10 protein-coding genes and 3 tRNA genes are annotated in these 15566 nt (G+C 73.9%); all 13 read right to left on the bottom strand.

Translation table 11 applies throughout. The features are described from left to right. Window positions 1-213: 213 nt before the first annotated feature. Window positions 214-2892 (bottom strand): ComEC/Rec2 family competence protein, encoded by a 2679-nt coding sequence (locus tag ACFVU7_RS03450; RefSeq protein ID WP_388044056.1) that lies wholly within the window; start codon window positions 2890-2892, stop codon window positions 214-216. An 83-nt stretch (window positions 2893-2975) separates the two neighbouring features. Beyond that, window positions 2976-3938 (bottom strand): helix-hairpin-helix domain-containing protein, encoded by a 963-nt coding sequence (locus ACFVU7_RS03455; protein WP_388044058.1) that lies wholly within the window; start codon window positions 3936-3938, stop codon window positions 2976-2978. Window positions 3939-4137: 199 nt separating this feature from the next. Then, complete coding sequence (locus ACFVU7_RS03460) at window positions 4138-4983, bottom strand: DegV family protein (protein WP_117487734.1); 846 nt, start codon at window positions 4981-4983, stop codon at window positions 4138-4140. A gap of 83 nt (window positions 4984-5066) precedes the next feature. Beyond that, window positions 5067-5888 carry a hypothetical protein gene (locus ACFVU7_RS03465; RefSeq protein WP_388044060.1) on the bottom strand — a complete coding sequence of 274 codons (822 nt, stop codon included), beginning with the start codon at window positions 5886-5888 and terminating at the stop codon, window positions 5067-5069. A gap of 354 nt (window positions 5889-6242) precedes the next feature. Beyond that, entirely contained in the window at window positions 6243-9137 is a 2895-nt protein-coding gene (leuS, locus tag ACFVU7_RS03470; RefSeq protein WP_388044062.1) for a leucine--tRNA ligase, read from the bottom strand. Window positions 9138-9518: 381 nt separating this feature from the next. After that, window positions 9519-10814 carry a hypothetical protein gene (locus ACFVU7_RS03475; protein WP_074000712.1) on the bottom strand — a complete coding sequence of 432 codons (1296 nt, stop codon included), beginning with the start codon at window positions 10812-10814 and terminating at the stop codon, window positions 9519-9521. A 98-nt stretch (window positions 10815-10912) separates the two neighbouring features. Beyond that, window positions 10913-10985: transfer RNA gene (locus ACFVU7_RS03480), tRNA-Ala, on the bottom strand. A 351-nt stretch (window positions 10986-11336) separates the two neighbouring features. Next, window positions 11337-11409, bottom strand: a tRNA-Ala gene (locus tag ACFVU7_RS03485). Between the two features lie 43 nt (window positions 11410-11452). Beyond that, window positions 11453-11525 (bottom strand) — tRNA-Ala (locus tag ACFVU7_RS03490). A 170-nt stretch (window positions 11526-11695) separates the two neighbouring features. Continuing rightward, a complete protein-coding gene (locus tag ACFVU7_RS03495) occupies window positions 11696-12346 on the bottom strand; it encodes a histidine phosphatase family protein (protein WP_049658575.1) in 651 nt (216 codons plus the stop codon). Continuing rightward, window positions 12343-12801 carry a ribosome silencing factor gene (rsfS, locus tag ACFVU7_RS03500; protein WP_049658573.1) on the bottom strand — a complete coding sequence of 153 codons (459 nt, stop codon included), beginning with the start codon at window positions 12799-12801 and terminating at the stop codon, window positions 12343-12345. The genes ACFVU7_RS03495 and rsfS overlap by 4 nt, the downstream gene beginning before the upstream one ends. Window positions 12802-12993: 192 nt before the next feature. Next, window positions 12994-14859, bottom strand: coding sequence for a LytR C-terminal domain-containing protein (locus ACFVU7_RS03505; protein ID WP_388044064.1), 1866 nt, complete (start codon window positions 14857-14859; stop codon window positions 12994-12996). A 14-nt stretch (window positions 14860-14873) separates the two neighbouring features. After that, a complete protein-coding gene (gene nadD / locus ACFVU7_RS03510; RefSeq protein WP_049658574.1) occupies window positions 14874-15506 on the bottom strand; it encodes a nicotinate-nucleotide adenylyltransferase in 633 nt (210 codons plus the stop codon). Between the last annotated feature and the right edge of the window lie 60 nt (window positions 15507-15566).

A 15566-nucleotide genomic window follows, 5' to 3' on the forward strand; every position in this document is an offset into this window, starting at 1 on the left:
CCACAACCCATTTGCCCGCCTTTTCCCCCCCCCCCCAACACCTCTCGGGGGCCCTTGTGCCCGCGGTGGTGGGGTATTTGCCCGGGGGCGCGGGGGGGGGGGCCCGGAGCGCGCCGGAACGTTTCTGCTGGCTTTGCGCCGCTCCTCCTCCCACCACCCCCTTCTACTTTCCATGCCCCCACGTTGATTGGTGGAAGGAGGAGAGCGCGGGGGTCAGGTGGGCGGAGCCCGCGGGGCGCCCGGGGTCCGCTCGGGGTGGGCGTGGGGTGCGGGGCCGTGCCCGTCGGCCCCACCGGTTCCGCCGGCGCCGCCGGGCCTGGCGTTGCCGCTGGAGTGGCGGGCCGCGTGGGCGGGTTGGGGGTGGACGGCCGCGCCGAGGGCGGCCGGGGAGTCCCCCGTCACCGCGATGTCCCCCTCCCGGTCGGTGCGCAGAACGGTGGCGCCGAGTCCGCGCAGGTGGTCGACCGTCTTCGGGGACGGGTGACCGTACGGGTTGCCCTCGCCGCAGGAGACGAGGGCCAGCCGGGGCCGCAGCGCACCGGCCAAGTCCCAGTCCTGGTGGGCCGATCCGTGGTGCGCCACCTTCACGACGTCGACCTTCCCCAGCCGGCCCAGCAGGGCCGACTGGGCCTGCGGTTCGAGATCTCCGAGCAGTGCCATCCGTAGTCCTCCTGTCAGTGACACCATCAATGCGACGCTTGCGTTGTTCGGTCCGGGCGCCTCGGCAGCCGCACCGGGGACGGGCCACACCACGTCCCAGGCCAGCTCCGCTCCGACGGAGCGCCGTTCACCACGACCCGCTCTCAGCAACGGGAGGCCGGCCCCTGCGGCCCAGCCCGTCACCCGGGCCGCCTCGCCCGGCGGATCGTCCAGCGTGGTGCCCTCGACGGCGCCGACCCGGCGGCCCCGCAACACCCCCGGCACGCCCTCGACGTGGTCGGCATGGAAATGCGTCAGCAGGAGTAAGGGGACGGTCGTCACGCCGAGGTCGCGCAGGCATCTGTCGGCGGCGTTCGGGTCCGGCCCGGCGTCGATCACCACCGCGCTGTCCGGCTCCCCCGTCGCCAGGGCCAGCATGTCCCCCTGCCCGATGTCGCACATCACCAGTCGCCACCCCGGCGGCGGCCAGCCGGTGGCGATCCGGATGAGCTGTGGCGGGCGGAGCAGCACGGCCAGCAGGACCATCATCAGCACTGCCGTCACCAGCGCCCGTGCCCAGCGCCGCCGGGCGGGCACCGGCACTGGACTGCCCGGCTCCCGCCGTCGGGGCAGCAGGAGCGGCGCCGCCCAGCAGGCCGCCAAGACGGCCAGCGCGACCGTCGCCGTACCGAACCACCCGCCGGGCCAGGTCAGTTGGCCACCCGGCACCTCGGCGCCGCGCCGTGCGACCAGGGCCAGCCAGCCAGCCGGCAGCCCGGCCGGTTCCGCGAGCAGGCGGGCCAGGGCCGGAAGGAGCGGCTGAAGGGCGAGCACCCCGAAGCCGAGCAGCGTCGCCGGGGCCACCGCCAGCTCGGCCAGCAGGTTGCAGGGGATGCCGACCAGGCTGATGTGCCCGGACAGCACCACCGTCACCGGCGCGCACAGCGCCTGGGCGGCCGCCGTCGCCGCGAACGCGCCTGCCAGGTGGTGCGGCCAGTGGCGGGCCCGCAGGGCTTCGGCCCAGTGCGGCCCGAGGACGAGCAGCCCGGCGGTGGCGAGCACAGAGAGCAGGAAGCCGAACGAGCGCGCCAGGAACGGGTCCAGCAGGACCAGCACCAGGACGGCCCCGGCGAGCGCGGGCACGGCCTTGCGGGGACGGCCGGTGGCCAGGGCCAGCATGCCGATCAGTCCCGTCCCGGCCGCCCGAAGCACGCTGGGCTCGGGCCGGCAGACGGTGACGAAGGCCAGCGTCAGAGCCGTGCCGAGCAGCGCGCCGGTGCGCAGTGACAGCCCCAGCACCGCGGCCAGCCCGCGCCGTTCCGGGGTGCCGGCCTGCCCGGGCGCTCCCAGCAGCGCACCGAGGACGATCGCCAGGTTGGCCCCGCTGACCGCCACCAGGTGAACCAGGTCGGTGGCCCGGAAGGCGTCGTCGAGGTCGTCGGGCAGTCGCGAGGTGTCGCCGACGACCAGCCCCGGGAGCAGCCCGCGCGCGTCCGCGGGCAGTCCGTCGGTGGCCGTGCGGAGGCCCTCACGGAGCCGCCCGGCGATCCGCTGCGGCAGGCTCGGCGGCGCCAGCTGCCGGGGCGCCCCGTGGACCACCAGCAGCGCGGCGGACTCGGTGTCGTGCCCCTCCCCCGCCGGCCGTACCTCGGCCTCCACGGCCAGCCGCTGGGACGGGAGCAGCCGCTGCCAGGGCTCGCCCTCCGCCCCTCGGGCCATGACGGTCACCGGCGTACGCGTGCGGGTGCTCCGCCCGTCCGGGAGCGGGGTGACACGGTCGGCCACCGCGTCCACGGTCAGGAGCGTCTGCCCGCCGACGGTGCCGCCCCGGGAGGTGTGGACCTTCGGGTCCCCCGCGACGGTCAGCTCCACCTCCACCACCGGGGCGGGCTCGCCCGGCGCTCGCGGACCGGCGGCTGCGGACGCACGGGCGAGCTCCGGCAGCGGCCCCCGGTGCAGGTCGGCGGTGTGCAGCGGGGTGGCGATCGCGGCCGCCGCACCGGTGAGCAGGACGGCGGCCAGCGTCGCCGAGGCCCCGCGCCGGCGCAGGCCCCCCGGCCGGGTGAGCAGCAGGACGGCCGCGAGCGCGGCGACGCCCGCCGCGGTGAGGATGAGGGCCGCGTACCCCGGCTCCAGACGCAGGAGTGCCGCAGTGACCGCCCAGGCCGAGACGGCGGGCAGCAGCAGCCGGAAGTCGGCGCCCGGAGAACGGGACGCAACGGCCGGACCGACCGGCGTGGTGGCGACGGACATGGTGGTACCTCCCTTCGAAGGCCGGGCATGCGGCGGGGCAAGTGGACAAGGGGGACGGGCAGGGACAGCGGCAGGACAGGGCGTCAGAGGGTGAGCAGCGGGCGGAGCTCCGCGTACGTACGGGCGCCGATGCCGCTGACCTGCCGGAGTTGGTCGAGGGAGCGGAAGGAGCCGTGCGAGGTGCGGTAGGCGAGGATGCGCTGGGCGAGGGTGGGGCCGACACCGGGAAGGCTGTCGAGCTGTTCGAGCGTCGCGCGGTTGAGGCTGACGGGCGGCCGGGGCACGACGGCGCCCGGAGGGCCGCTCCCGCTTCCGACCACCGGGCCGGGAGCGGGCGCCTGCTCGCCGACCAGGATCTGCTCACCGTCCGTCAGGATGCGGGCCAGGTTGAGGTTCCTGGTGTCCGTCTCCGGCAACGGACCGCCCGCCGCCCGCAGGGCGTCGGCTACCCGGGAGCCGCCGGGCAGGGTGTGCAGGCCCGGGAGGTGGACCCGGCCGCCGATGTCCACCACGACAGCCGGCCCGGTGCCGGGCACGGCCTCGGCACCGGCGCCGGGCCCGGCCCTGGAAGGAGCGGAGCCGTCGGGGACGGACGGCTCCGCCCCCGACGGCGCCGCGACCGCCGCGAGCGCGGGTACGGCGACCGCCTCCGGCCGGGCCAGCCAGAAGTGCTGCACGGCGTAACCGACCGCGAACAGCAGCAGGATGGCCAATCCGGCCACCGCGCGCCGATCGAGTGCCAGCACCGAGGCGAACGAGGGGATTGAGGAGGATGCGGAGAACTGCGAACGCGCCCCGGCCTCCGGCGGACCCATGTCGGCGTCGCCCGGATCCGACGCAACACCCGCATCCGGCAAGACCGGCGCCGCATCCGACAGCACCGACACCGGCATCGCAACCGGCGACGGCGGCGGGGCCGGCCTCGAAGAGCCTCCTCCCGCACCGCCCTCCGGCTCGTCATCCATCGGCAGCAGCGCGGCCATCCGCAGCCGCACCGTCTCGTTGATCGCATGGCGCTTCGCCGCGCCCAGGCCCATGGTCGTCATGCCGAGGACGGTAGGAGTCCTCCGGCGAGCGTGCGGAAATTAACGAAACCCTGTGGATAACCCGGGGGTTGTGGATAAAAAGCGTCACTCACAAGAGTGGGTAGGACCGCCTGAGGTTGACCGAGCGACCAGCGAACCACCCACCGGACCGCCCACCCAGCGAACCACCCAACGGATCACCCACCGGACCGTCACCCCCTCAGCGCGGCGCGACCACCACCGCCAGCAGCCCCGGCCCGACGTGCGCCCCGATCACCGCCCCCACCTCGCCCACGTACAGCTCCCGCAGCCCCGGCACCCGGGCCCGCAGCCGCTCCGCGAGCGGTTCGGCCCGCTCCTCGGCCGCCAGGTGGTGCACGGTGATGTCGACGTCCTGCTCCCCCGACCGCTCGACCGCGATCTCCTCCAGCCGCGCGATCGCCCGCGACGCCGTCCGCACCTTCTCCAGCGGCTCGATCCGCCCGCCGTCCAGGTGCAGCAGCGGCTTGACCGCCAGGGCCGAACCGAGCAGCGCCCGCGCCGCCCCGATCCGTCCGCCCCGGCGCAGGTGTTCCAGGGTGTCGACGTAGAAGAACCCGCTGGTCCCGGCCGCCCGCCGGCCGGCCGCCTCGGCCGCCTCGGCCAGGCCCTGCCCGGCCACGATCGCCTCGGCCGCCGCCAGCACCCCGTACCCGAGCGCCATCCCGACCAGTCGGCTGTCCACCACCCGCACCGGTACGGGCGCCTCGGCGGCGGCCAGCCGGGCGGCCTCGACGGTGCCGGACAGTTCGCCGGAGATGTGCACCGAGACGATGCCCTTCGCCCCGGACTCGGCAGCCGCCCGGTAGGCGGCGGCGAAGGTCTCCGGGTTCGGCCGGGAGGTGGTCACCCGCTGCTTGCCGCGCAGCGCCTCGGCGACGTCCTTAGGGGAGATCTCGACGCCCTCGCTCAGCACCGAGTCGCCGACCGCGACGCTCAGCGGGACCACCGTGATCCCGTACCGGTCGAGGGCGTCCTGCGGCAGATAGGCCGTGGAATCGGTGACAAGTGCGAGGTCGGAGGGCATGAGCCGGAGGTTACCCCCCGTCGCTCCGGGAGGACAGCGCCCGGTCCGGGCCCCCTCGGGAGGCCCCCTGACGCGCGACCGGCTCAGCCCGCCGAGGGCCCCGTCGAGGGCTTGCGCAGCCGCTGCGCCAGCTTGGCCAGCGGATCGGCGAGCCCGAGCAGCTCCTCCGCGCTCGGCCGCCCCTTCCCGTCGGTCAGCCCGGCCCGAGCCGCACCCCCAGACCGCGCCGCACCCCCGGTCGCCCCCGCGGACCCACCAGACCCCGCAGCAGCACCACCGACCCCCGCGGAACCACCGGACCCCGAAGCTCCACCCGCCCCCGCAGAACCGGCAGCCCCCGAAGCACCCCCCGCGACATCCCAGTGCCGCAGCGCCCCCGCCTCGCTCTCGCACTCCTGGCTCAGCCGGCTCAGCTCGTCGTCCGCGAACCGGTGCATCCGGTCCTGCGCCGCCCAGCGCATGGTCTCCGCCGAGTGCGTGATCCGCTCCGCCCGCTCGCGCAGCTCCGGCAGCTTGGCGGCGATCCGCGCGGTGTCCGGCTCGCGCTCCAGCATCCGCAGCTCGCCGTCGAGTTCGGCGGCGTGCGTGTCGAGCCGGTCGAGCAGGGCGAGCGACTCCCCGAGCTGGGAGTCCTGCGCGAGGCCGCCCTCCAGTACCTGCCGGGTGCCGTCGAGCGAGGTCCGCAGGCCCAGCCGGACGGTGGCGATCTGCGCGGGCGGGCCGACCCTGGTGTACGTCTTCGCCTTGAGGGTGGCGGTCTCCACGGCGCGCCGGGCGTTGGCCTCGTGCTTCTCGATCTTCGCGCCGACGGCCTTGGCGGCCTTGACCGTGCCGATCACGGCCAGGACCATCGCCGCGACCCCGAAGAGCAGGACCAGCCCGATCATCACGCCGAACACGTCCATCGCGCGCCACCTTCCGCCGTCGTTCCGGCCCCCACCGGGCCCAACGCGGGCCGCATTGCCGAGGGTTCCACGGTAGCCGCCGGAACCCGCCCGGGGGCAGCCGAGAGGGCCCTGGCGGACGGAGATCAGGGTCAGATCCGGGATCTCCCCGAGGGCCCCCGACCACCCTGGAAGCCCCCCGCAAGCGCCCCGCAAGACGCCCAGCCAGCACCGAACCCGAAAGCACCGGCCCCCGAGACGCCCCGAAAGCACCGACTCCCCGAGACGCCCCGAAAACGCCGGACGGGCGCCCCGAAGGACGCCCGCCCGACCGCTCCCGCGATCACCCCGCGGTCACTTCCGCACCAAGAACACTCAGCCGGTGACGATGTTCACCAGCTTCGGCGCCCGCGCGATCACCTTCCGCACCTCGGCCCCGCCGATCGCCGCGATGACCGCCGGCTCCGCCAGCGCCAGCGCCTCCAGCTCGGCGTCCGAGATGCCCGGCGCGACCTCCAGCCGCGCCTTGACCTTGCCCTTGATCTGGACCACGCAGGTCACCGTCTCGTCCACCACGTACGCCGGGTCGGCGACCGGGTAGTCGGTGTGCGCCAGCGACTCGCCGTGGCCCAGTCGGCGCCACAGCTCCTCGGCGACGTGCGGGGCCAGCGGCGCGACCATCAGCACCAGCTGCTCGGCCACCGCCCGCGGCGTGGAGCCGCGCTTGACCAGGTAGTTGTTCAGCTCGATGGCCTTGGCGACGGCCGTGTTGAAGCGCAGCCCGGCCATGTCCCCGCGGATGCCGTCGATGGCCTTGTGCAGGGCGCGCAGCGTCGCCTCGTCCGGCTCCTCCTCGGTGACGACCAGTTCGCCGGTGGTCTCCGAGACGACGTTGCGCCACAGGCGCTGCAGGAAGCGGTACGAGCCGACGACGGCGCGGGTGTCCCACGGGCGGGAGACGTCCAGCGGGCCCATCGACATCTCGTACAGGCGCAGCGTGTCGGCGCCGTACTCGTCGGCGATGTCGTCCGGCGCGACGGCGTTCTTCAGGGACTTGCCCATCTTCCCGGCCTCGCGCTTGACCGGCTCGCCGTCCCAGAAGTACTGGCCGTCGCGCTCCTCGACCTCGGCGGCGGGCACCGGGAAGCCGCGCTCGTCGCGGTAGACGTCGGCGGTGATCATGCCCTGGTTGAACAGCTTGTGGAACGGCTCGACGGACGAGACGTGGCCCAGGTCGTGCAGCACCTTGTGCCAGAAGCGCGCGTACAGCAGGTGCAGCACGGCGTGCTCGGCGCCGCCGACGTACAGGTCGGCGCCGCCGGCGGGCTTGGTCTCCGTCGGGCCCAGCCAGTACTTCTCGTTGGCCGGGTCGACGACGGCCTCGGAGTTGGACGGGTCGACGTAGCGCAGCTCGTACCAGCAGGAGCCGGCCCAGTTGGGCATGGTGTTGGTCTCGCGGCGGTACTTCCTGACGCCGTCGCCCAGGTCCAGTTCGACGTTGACCCAGGCCTCGTTGCGCGACAGCGGGGTCTCCGGCGAGGAGGCGGCGTCGTACGCGTCGTAGGTGCGCGGCGAGTAGTCGTCGACCTCGGGGACCTCGACCGGCAGCATCGACTCGGGCAGCGCGTGCATCACGCCGTCCTCGTCGTAGACGATCGGGAAGGGCTCGCCCCAGTACCGCTGGCGGCTGAACAGCCAGTCGCGCAGGCGGTAGTTGACGGTGCCCTCGCCGATGCCGCGCTCGGCCAGCCAGGCGGTGACGGCGGCCTTGGCCTCGACGACGCTCAGCCCGTCCAGGGACAGCGACACGTCGCCCTCGGTGCGGGCCGAGTTGACGATGACGGAGTCGTAGGTGTCGAACGCGTCGTCCCACTCGGCCGGGTCCTGGCCCCGCCCGTCGGTGGGCTCGACGACGCAGCGCATCGGCAGCGCGAAGGCGCGGGCGAAGGCGAAGTCGCGGTGGTCGTGGGCGGGGACGGCCATGATGGCGCCGGTGCCGTAGCCCATCAGCACGTAGTCGGCGATGAACACCGGGACGGACTCGCCGCTGACCGGGTTGACGGCGTGGGCGCCGGTGAAGACACCGGTCTTGACCTTGGCCTCGACCTGCCGCTCGACGTCCGACTTGGCGGCGGCCGTGGCGCGGTAGGCGGCGACGGCCTCGGCGGGGGTCGCGGCGCCGCCGGTCCACTCGGCGGGCACGCCCTCGGGCCAGGCGGCGGGGACGATCGAGTCGACCAGGGCGTGCTCGGGGGCCAGCACCATGTAGGTGGCGCCGAACAGGGTGTCGGGCCGGGTGGTGAAGACGGTGATCTTCTGGTCGCCGGGGGCCGCGAAGTCGACCCGGGCGCCTTCGGAGCGCCCGATCCAGTTGCGCTGCTGCAGCTTGATGGCCTCGGGCCAGTCCAGCAGGTCCAGGTCCTCGATCAGCCGGTCCGAGTACGCGGTGATGCGCATCATCCACTGGCGCAGGTTGGACTTGAACACCGGGAAGTTGCCGCGCTCGGAGCGGCCGTCCGCGGTGACCTCCTCGTTGGCCAGGACGGTGCCCAGGCCCGGGCACCAGTTGACCGGCACCTCCTTGGCGTAGGCCAGGCGGTACTCGCCCAGCACCTCGTCGCGCTCGGCGACGGTCAGCCCGGCCCAGGCGCGCCCGTCCGGCAGCTCACGCGCGCCGGACTCGAAGTCGGCGACCAGCTCGGCGATCGGGCGGGCCCTGCGGGCGTCCGCGTCGTACCAGGAGTTGAAGATCTGCAGGAAGATCCACTGGGTCCAGCGGTAGTAGTCCGGGTCGATCGTGGAGATCGAGCGGCGCGGGTCGTGGCCCAGGCCCAGCCGGCGCAGCTGCTGGCGCATGTTGGCGATGTTGGCCTCGGTGGAGACCCGCGGGTGGGTGCCGGTCTGCACCGCGTACTGCTCGGCGGGCAGGCCGAAGGCGTCGTAGCCCAGTGTGTGCAGCACGTTGTGGCCGGTCATCCGCTGGTAGCGGGCGAAGACGTCGGTGGCGATGTAGCCCAGCGGGTGGCCGACGTGCAGGCCCGCGCCCGAGGGGTACGGGAACATGTCCATGATGAAGCTGTGCGGCTTCGCGGCGACGTCGCCGGCCGCCGGGTCGGCCAGCGCACCGGTGGGGTTGGGGGCGTGGAAGGTGCCCTCCTTCTCCCAGATGTCCTGCCAGCGGGACTCGATCTCGGCCGCCAGCGCAGCGCTGTACCGGAACGGCTCGGTCGCGGTCTCGGCCGCGCCGGACGCAGGGGTCGTCTCGCTCATGGTCCTTCAAGCTCCATCGGTGTCGGTTGGCGAACCGCGCGGGCGGCCGGCCCGTGGACCCGGCCCGGGACGGGATCGGGGGGCGGAAAACAAAAAATCCCCTCGCAGGAGGGGACGCCACGCCGACTCCGGCACCGCCCGAAGGCTCAGCCGGTCCTGGTCAGCGCGGCCGGCTAAGGAGCAGGCGCACGGTTCGCATGGGCTCAGGGTACCGCAAGCGGGTCGACGGGCTGCGGGGTATACCGCCGGGACGGCGGCACGGAGCCGCCCAGGGCCGCACGGAGCCGCATGAGGCCCCGCGGAGCCACCCGGAGCCGCAGCGAGCCACGCAGGACCGCACGAGGCCGCACGGAGCCGCGCGGGGTCGAGCCGCAACCCGCCCTACCGCGCCGCCACCCGCCCCGCCGCGTCGAACTCCCGCAGCGCCTTCGCCACCCGCTCGGACTGCATCCCCGCCGCGAGCGAGCGCGCCAGCGAGGCGGTGCGGGCCGCCTCCCGCTGGTCGCCGAGCCGGCGGTGGGCCTCGGCGAGGCGCACCATCAGCAGCGTCTTGGTGCGGGCCCGTCCCGGTCCGAGACCGGCCACCGCCTCGGCGAGCAGCACCTTGGCCAGCCGGTGCTGGCCGAGCGCCAACCGCCCCTCCCCCACCATCCCGGAGAGGGCGGCCCGGACCTCCTCGGTGCCGGGCAGGCCGTCCAGTTCGGCGAAGGCCCGGGCGGCGGCTGCCTCGGCCCGTTCGGCCTCGCCCCGGCGGCCGTACGCGCCGGCGAGCCGGCCGTACTGGCGGGCCCGGGCGACGGGGCTGAGCGCGGCGCCGTGGGTGTCCAGGGCGGTCACCAGCGCGGAGACGGCGTCCAGCCCGCGCCCGCCGGTGCCCTGGGTGGCGAGCACGACCAGCGCGCCGAGCACCGCGACGCCGAGCCGGGGGTCGCCGCTGACGTGGGCGGCGCGCAGCGCGGCGACGAAGGCGCGCTGGGCGGCGGCGTCGTGGCCGAGGTCGTACGCGGCCCAGCCGGCCAGCCGGGCGAGTCTGCTGGCCGTGCCGTAGAGCTCGCGGCCGAGCCGTTCGTCGTACGCGCCGAGTTCCAGCAGCTTGGCCAGCATGGCGAGTTCGGCCCGGACGGGGCCGAGGACGAGGCCGCCGCCGCAGGCCCGTTCGAGCTTCTGCTTGCTGCGGTAGGACAGGCCGAGTTCGCCGGCCAGTCCGGGTTCGACGCGCAGCGCGCCCTCGCCGCCGCCGACGGGGGGCGGCGGGGAGTCCAGGCGGGCGGCGGCCTGGTCGAGGTCGGCGCCGCGGAACAGGTCGGTGAGGCGCACCGGGCCGGCGTCGGTGGCGGCCTCGCGCAGCGCGGTCTGGGCGGTGTCGGCGGTCCACGGGTCGGTGAGCAGCCGGGGCGAGAGGATCTTGGCGCCGCGGTGGCCGCCCATCCGGCCCCAGAGCTGTTCGTAGGTGACGGCGATGCCGAGGGTGCGGCTGAGCACCTCGCAGACCGCCTGGTCGTGCGGGCTGCGCGGGACCATGCCGCGGTCGCGCCACTTGTACGGGGCGGTGGAGCTGATGGCGAGGCCCGGCGGCAGGGCGAGGCTCACCTCGCGGGCGAGCCGTTCCGGACTCCATCCGAGCTGGTGGAGTATCCGGGCCAGTTCCTCGTTCCGCCTTCGCTCCAGATCGGCCATGGCACGACGGTAGCGGGATTCCGGCCGCCGGGACCGGCGGCGCGGGCAGAACGGCGAAGAGCCGCCCCCCGTTTCCGGGAGGCGGCTCTCGACTGCTGTGGAGCTATGGGGAATTGAACCCCAGACCTCTTGCATGCCATGCAAGCGCTCTACCAACTGAGCTATAGCCCCTTGACCTGCGTTGTCACCGTGGTTCCCGGTTGTTTCCGGCCGTTTCCCTCGGCGACATCGACTACTTTACACGCTCCGGGGCGTGCTCCTGAAATCCGTTTCCCGAGGTCCGCACCACGCGCCCCGGGAGCCCGCCTCCCGCACTCCGGGCGTACGGCGCCCACCCCCGGCGCCCACCCCCGGCGCCCGCACCTGACGCACACTCCCAGCGCGCACTCCCGACGCACGCGCCCCGCCAACGCCCCGCCACCGCACCACCCGCCGACCGCGCGCCCGCCAGGAGAACCGCGAGGCCGGGCCCGAAACGCCGGAAGGCCGCCACCCCTTGGGTGACGGCCTTCCGAACTACTGTGGAGCTATGGGGAATTGAACCCCAGACCTCTTGCATGCCATGCAAGCGCTCTACCAACTGAGCTATAGCCCCGCGACACGGGCGACCCTGGCTGACCACGACCGCCGATGCGGAGTGGAGCTATGGGGAATTGAACCCCAGACCTCTTGCATGCCATGCAAGCGCTCTACCAACTGAGCTATAGCCCCGCACTCACCGGATCTCCCGCTTCCCTTCCGGGCCGCGTTCCTTCCCTGCGAACGAGGAAGACTCTAGCTGGTCAGGGCCGGAACTGCGAAATCCGCTCCCTCCGGACCCCCGCCGAGGGCCCCGTGAGGGCCCCCGGCACCCGGTGCCGCCCGAGCCGGTACGGCTCGGCTCAGGTGTCGTCGCCGATGACCGGCTGCGGGAGGGTGCCCGCGTTGTGCTCCAGCAGGCGCCAGCCGCGCGTGCCCTGGCCGAGCACCGACCAGCAGCAGTTGGACAGTCCGCCGAAGCGCTCCCACTGGTCCGGCTCCATGTCGAGCAGCCGCCCGAGCATGGTGCGGATCGTCCCGCCGTGGCTGACCACCACCAGCGTGCCGTCCTCGGGGAGCTTGCCGACGGCGTCCAGGACCACCGGCACCGAGCGGTCGGCGACCTCGGTGGCCAGCTCGCCGTCACCGCCCCGCCGCACCGGCTCACCGGCCGCCCAGGCCTCGTACTCCTCCGGGAAGCGCTCGCGGATCTCGGCGTTGGTCAGGCCCTGCCAGGAGCCCGCGAAGGTCTCCCGCAGGCCCTCGTGGTGCCGCACGTCGAGCCCGGTGACCTCGGCCAGCTCCGCGGCGGTGCGCCGGGCCCGCTGGAGGTCCGAGGAGATCAGCAGGTCGGGACGGAGCCCGGAGAGCAGCCGGGCCGCCCGCTGGGCCTGCTGGACGCCCTGGCCGGTCAGCTCGATGTCCGTGGTGCCCTGGAAGCGCGATTCGAGGTTCCAGGAGGTCTGGCCGTGCCGCCAGAAGACGATGCGCGGGCCGCGCGGGCCCCGGCTCAGTGCAGGTCCTCGGGCTTGCCGAAGTCGTCGGCGGGGGCGACGACGTTGCCGGCCTCGTCGGTGAACGCGTCCGGACGGTTGCGCGAGGCCAGGGCGTCCTCGGGCAGCGGGAGCTCGGGGCAGTCCTTCCAGAGCCGGTCCAGCGAGTAGAAGGAGCGCTCCTCGGCGTGCTGGACGTGCACGACGATGTCCAGGTAGTCGAGCAGGATCCAGCGGCCGTCGCGCTCGCCCTCGCGGCGCACCGGCTTGATGTCCAGCTGCTCGCGCAGCTGGTCCTCGATCTCCTCGGCGATCGAGCGGACCTGGCGGTCGTTGTTCGCGGAGGCGATCAGGAAGGCGTCGGTGATCGACAGCACCTCGCTGACGTCGAAGGCGATGATGTTGTGCGCGAGCTTGTCGGCCGCCGCCTGCGCGGCGACGGTGATGAGCTGCTGGCTGTGGTCGGTAACGGTCACGGTGTTCTTCCGGCTCGGCGGCTTGGGGGGCGCCCCGGCGCTCGGCCGGGGTCGCCTTCCAGGATCTCACGCCGCCCGGGCGGGCCCGGAACCGTTTTTCCAGGCCCCCGAGACGCCGGCCCCCAGGCCAATACCGGGCCACCGCCCCCGCCCCCACCAGGCCCGGACCCCCGCCGGGCCCGGGCCACCGCCCTACTGGGTCTTCGGCGGCTGGTAGTCCTTGCCGAGCACCACCAGCAGGTCCGCGTTCTGGGTGTCGCCGGTCACCTTCTTCACCACCGTGTCCGGCAGCCCGAGGCTGGTCGCCAGCGACTTCGCCGCGCCCTGCCGGGCGTCGTCGGTGTAGCGGATCTCACTGGTGGCCTGCGGGGCGCCCTTGGCCCCACCCGGGATGAAGGTCAGACCGGAGTTGACGATCTGGACCTGTACGGCGGCCGCCGCCGCGTCGTTGCCGCTGGAGTCCTGGACCGCGACCCGGACCGGGGCGTCGCCGGCGGCCGCGGACTTCACGGTGCCGCCCAGCACGTCCTTGACCTGCTTGCCCGCGGTCGCCTCGTCCAGGCTGCCGTCCGGCTTGACGGTCAGCGCGGTGGTGCCGAAGTGGCCGTCCTTCGCCTGCTGGGAGAGCTGGACGAGCACGCCGGCGAGGGCGTCCTCGGGCAGCGAGGGGTCGAGCACCGCGTTCATCCGGTGCACGTCGTCCTTGGCGTCCTTGAACTCGGTCGGCATGGCGCGCACCAGCGCGTCCATGACCTGCCCGAACCGGGCCAGCTGGGCGTCCCGGTTCTCGCCGGGGTTCTGCAGGGTGGCGTAGGCGACCGCGGCCTTCCCGCTGAGCATGGTGTTCTTGCCCGCCGCGGACAGCGGCTTGCCGTCCGGCTTGCCGCCCTCGTGGGTCTCGGCGTTGGTGTCCACCCGGACGCCGCCGAGCTGGGAGACCAGCAGTTCCAGGTACGGGGTGTCCAGCCGCCAGGTGCCGGCCACCGGGGCGCCGAGCACGGTGGACAGGCCGTCGCGGGTCGCCGAGGCGCCGATGCCGTCCATGGACTGGCCGACCGTGGTGACCGGCGGGTCCCCCGGGCCGGGCAGCCGCAGGGTGTCGGGCAGCAGCAGCACCGTGCCCTTCTTCCCGGAGGCGTCGTTGACCAGCAGCGCGCTGGACACCTTGCCCTGGAGGTCGCGCAGGTGGACGACGTTGACCTGGCGCCCGCCGGCGGCGGCGGCCGCGGTCGGCTTGCCGCCGGTGAGGAAGAGGTACCCGCCGACGCCGGCGGCGGCCAGCGCCACCACCGCACCGAGGCCGATCAGCCGGTTGCGCAGCTTGCGGCGGCGCTCGGCGCGCACCTCGCTGCGGGACTCGGCGAACTTCAGCCAGTCGATGACGTCCTCGGTCTCCTCCGCCTCCTCGTCGACGAAGGTGAACTCCCCCGTGGTGTAGCTGTCGTCGGGCGCCTTGCCGCCGCCCTTCCCGCCCTTCCCGGCCTTCCCCGCCTTCCCGGCCCGCGCCCCGGCGACCTGCTCGGACGGCGGCTCGGCCTTGGCCGGCACCGGCTCGGCGGCCGGCCGGGGCACCCGCGGACGCGCCGGTGCGACCGCCGCGGCCGCGGCCGGCTCGGCCTGCACCGGTTCCTGCGCCTGCGACGGCGCCTGCGGTTCGGTCACGACCGGGGCGGCCGCCTGGTACGGCTGCTCCTGGTACCCCTGGTAGCCCTGCTGCTGGTAGACGTACGTGCCCTGCCCGTACACCGGCTGCCCGTACTGGTCGTACTGCTGGTCGTACTGCTGGTCGTACTGCTGCTGCTCGTACGGCTGTTGCTGCGGGAACTGCCCGCCCTGCTGGTACCCGTCGTACCCCTGGTAGCCCTGCTGCTGGTAGCCGTACGCGCCCTGCCCGTACACCGGCTGCCCGTACTGGTCGTACTGCTGCTCGTACGACTGCGCCTGCGGCTGCTGTTGCGGCTGCTGCGGGTCCTGCGGCTGCTGGTAGCCCTGGTACGGCTGCTGGTACTGCCCGGTGGACCAGTCCTCCGGCCGCCGGCCGTCGCTGCGATCAGTCATGCACCGCTCCCGGATCAGTCCCCGCGCGGCGCGTACAGCGCCCGCTTGTCGATGTAGCGGACCACGCCGTCCGGGACGAGGTACCAGACCGGTTCGCCCTTGGCGACCCGGTTGCGGCAGTCCGTGGAGGAGATGGCCAGCGCCGGGACCTCCACCAGGGAGACCCCGCCCACCGGAAGCCCGGCGTCCGACAGAGTGTGCCCCGGGCGGGTGCATCCGATGAAGTGGGCCAGCGAGAAGAGCTCGTCGGAGTCGCGCCAGGACAGGATCTGGGCGAGCGCGTCGGCGCCGGTGATGAAGAAGAGGTCGGCGTCCGGGTGCAGGGCGTGCAGGTCGCGCAGGGTGTCGACGGTGTACGTCGGGCCCTCGCGGTCGATGTCGATCCGGCTGACCGAGAACTGCGGGTTCTCGGCGGTGGCGATGACCGTCATCAGGTAGCGGTCCTCGGCCGGGGTGACGTGCCGGTCGCTCTTCTGCCACGGCTGCCCGGTCGGCACGAAGATCACTTCGTCCAGGTGGAACGCGCTCGCGACCTCACTGGCGGCGACGAGGTGGCCGTGGTGGATCGGGTCGAAGGTGCCGCCCATCACGCCGAGGCGCTTCTTCACCGGTTCCGGTCCGCCGGGATTCCCGGCCTGCTCTCCCATGCCGCCACACCTTACGCGACACGCGTTACGGTGCGGGAACGGCCGGGTGGGGGTTCTCCG

The sequence above is a fragment of the Kitasatospora sp. NPDC058046 genome, assembly GCF_042885595.1.
Lineage (GTDB): Bacteria > Actinomycetota > Actinomycetes > Streptomycetales > Streptomycetaceae > Kitasatospora.

Bases quoted from the DNA above. Each gene is read 5' to 3' on its own strand.
- ACFVU7_RS03450 (WP_388044056.1), bottom strand. From the start codon at position 2,892: ATGTCCGTCGCCACCACGCCGGTCGGTCCGGCCGTTGCGTCCCGTTCT.
- ACFVU7_RS03455 (WP_388044058.1), bottom strand. From the start codon at position 3,938: ATGACGACCATGGGCCTGGGCGCGGCGAAGCGCCATGCGATCAACGAG.
- ACFVU7_RS03460 (WP_117487734.1), bottom strand. From the start codon at position 4,983: ATGCCCTCCGACCTCGCACTTGTCACCGATTCCACGGCCTATCTGCCG.
- ACFVU7_RS03465 (WP_388044060.1), bottom strand. From the start codon at position 5,888: ATGGACGTGTTCGGCGTGATGATCGGGCTGGTCCTGCTCTTCGGGGTC.
- leuS (WP_388044062.1), bottom strand. From the start codon at position 9,137: ATGAGCGAGACGACCCCTGCGTCCGGCGCGGCCGAGACCGCGACCGAG.
- ACFVU7_RS03475 (WP_074000712.1), bottom strand. From the start codon at position 10,814: ATGGCCGATCTGGAGCGAAGGCGGAACGAGGAACTGGCCCGGATACTC.
- ACFVU7_RS03505 (WP_388044064.1), bottom strand. From the start codon at position 14,859: ATGACTGATCGCAGCGACGGCCGGCGGCCGGAGGACTGGTCCACCGGG.
- nadD (WP_049658574.1), bottom strand. From the start codon at position 15,506: ATGGGAGAGCAGGCCGGGAATCCCGGCGGACCGGAACCGGTGAAGAAG.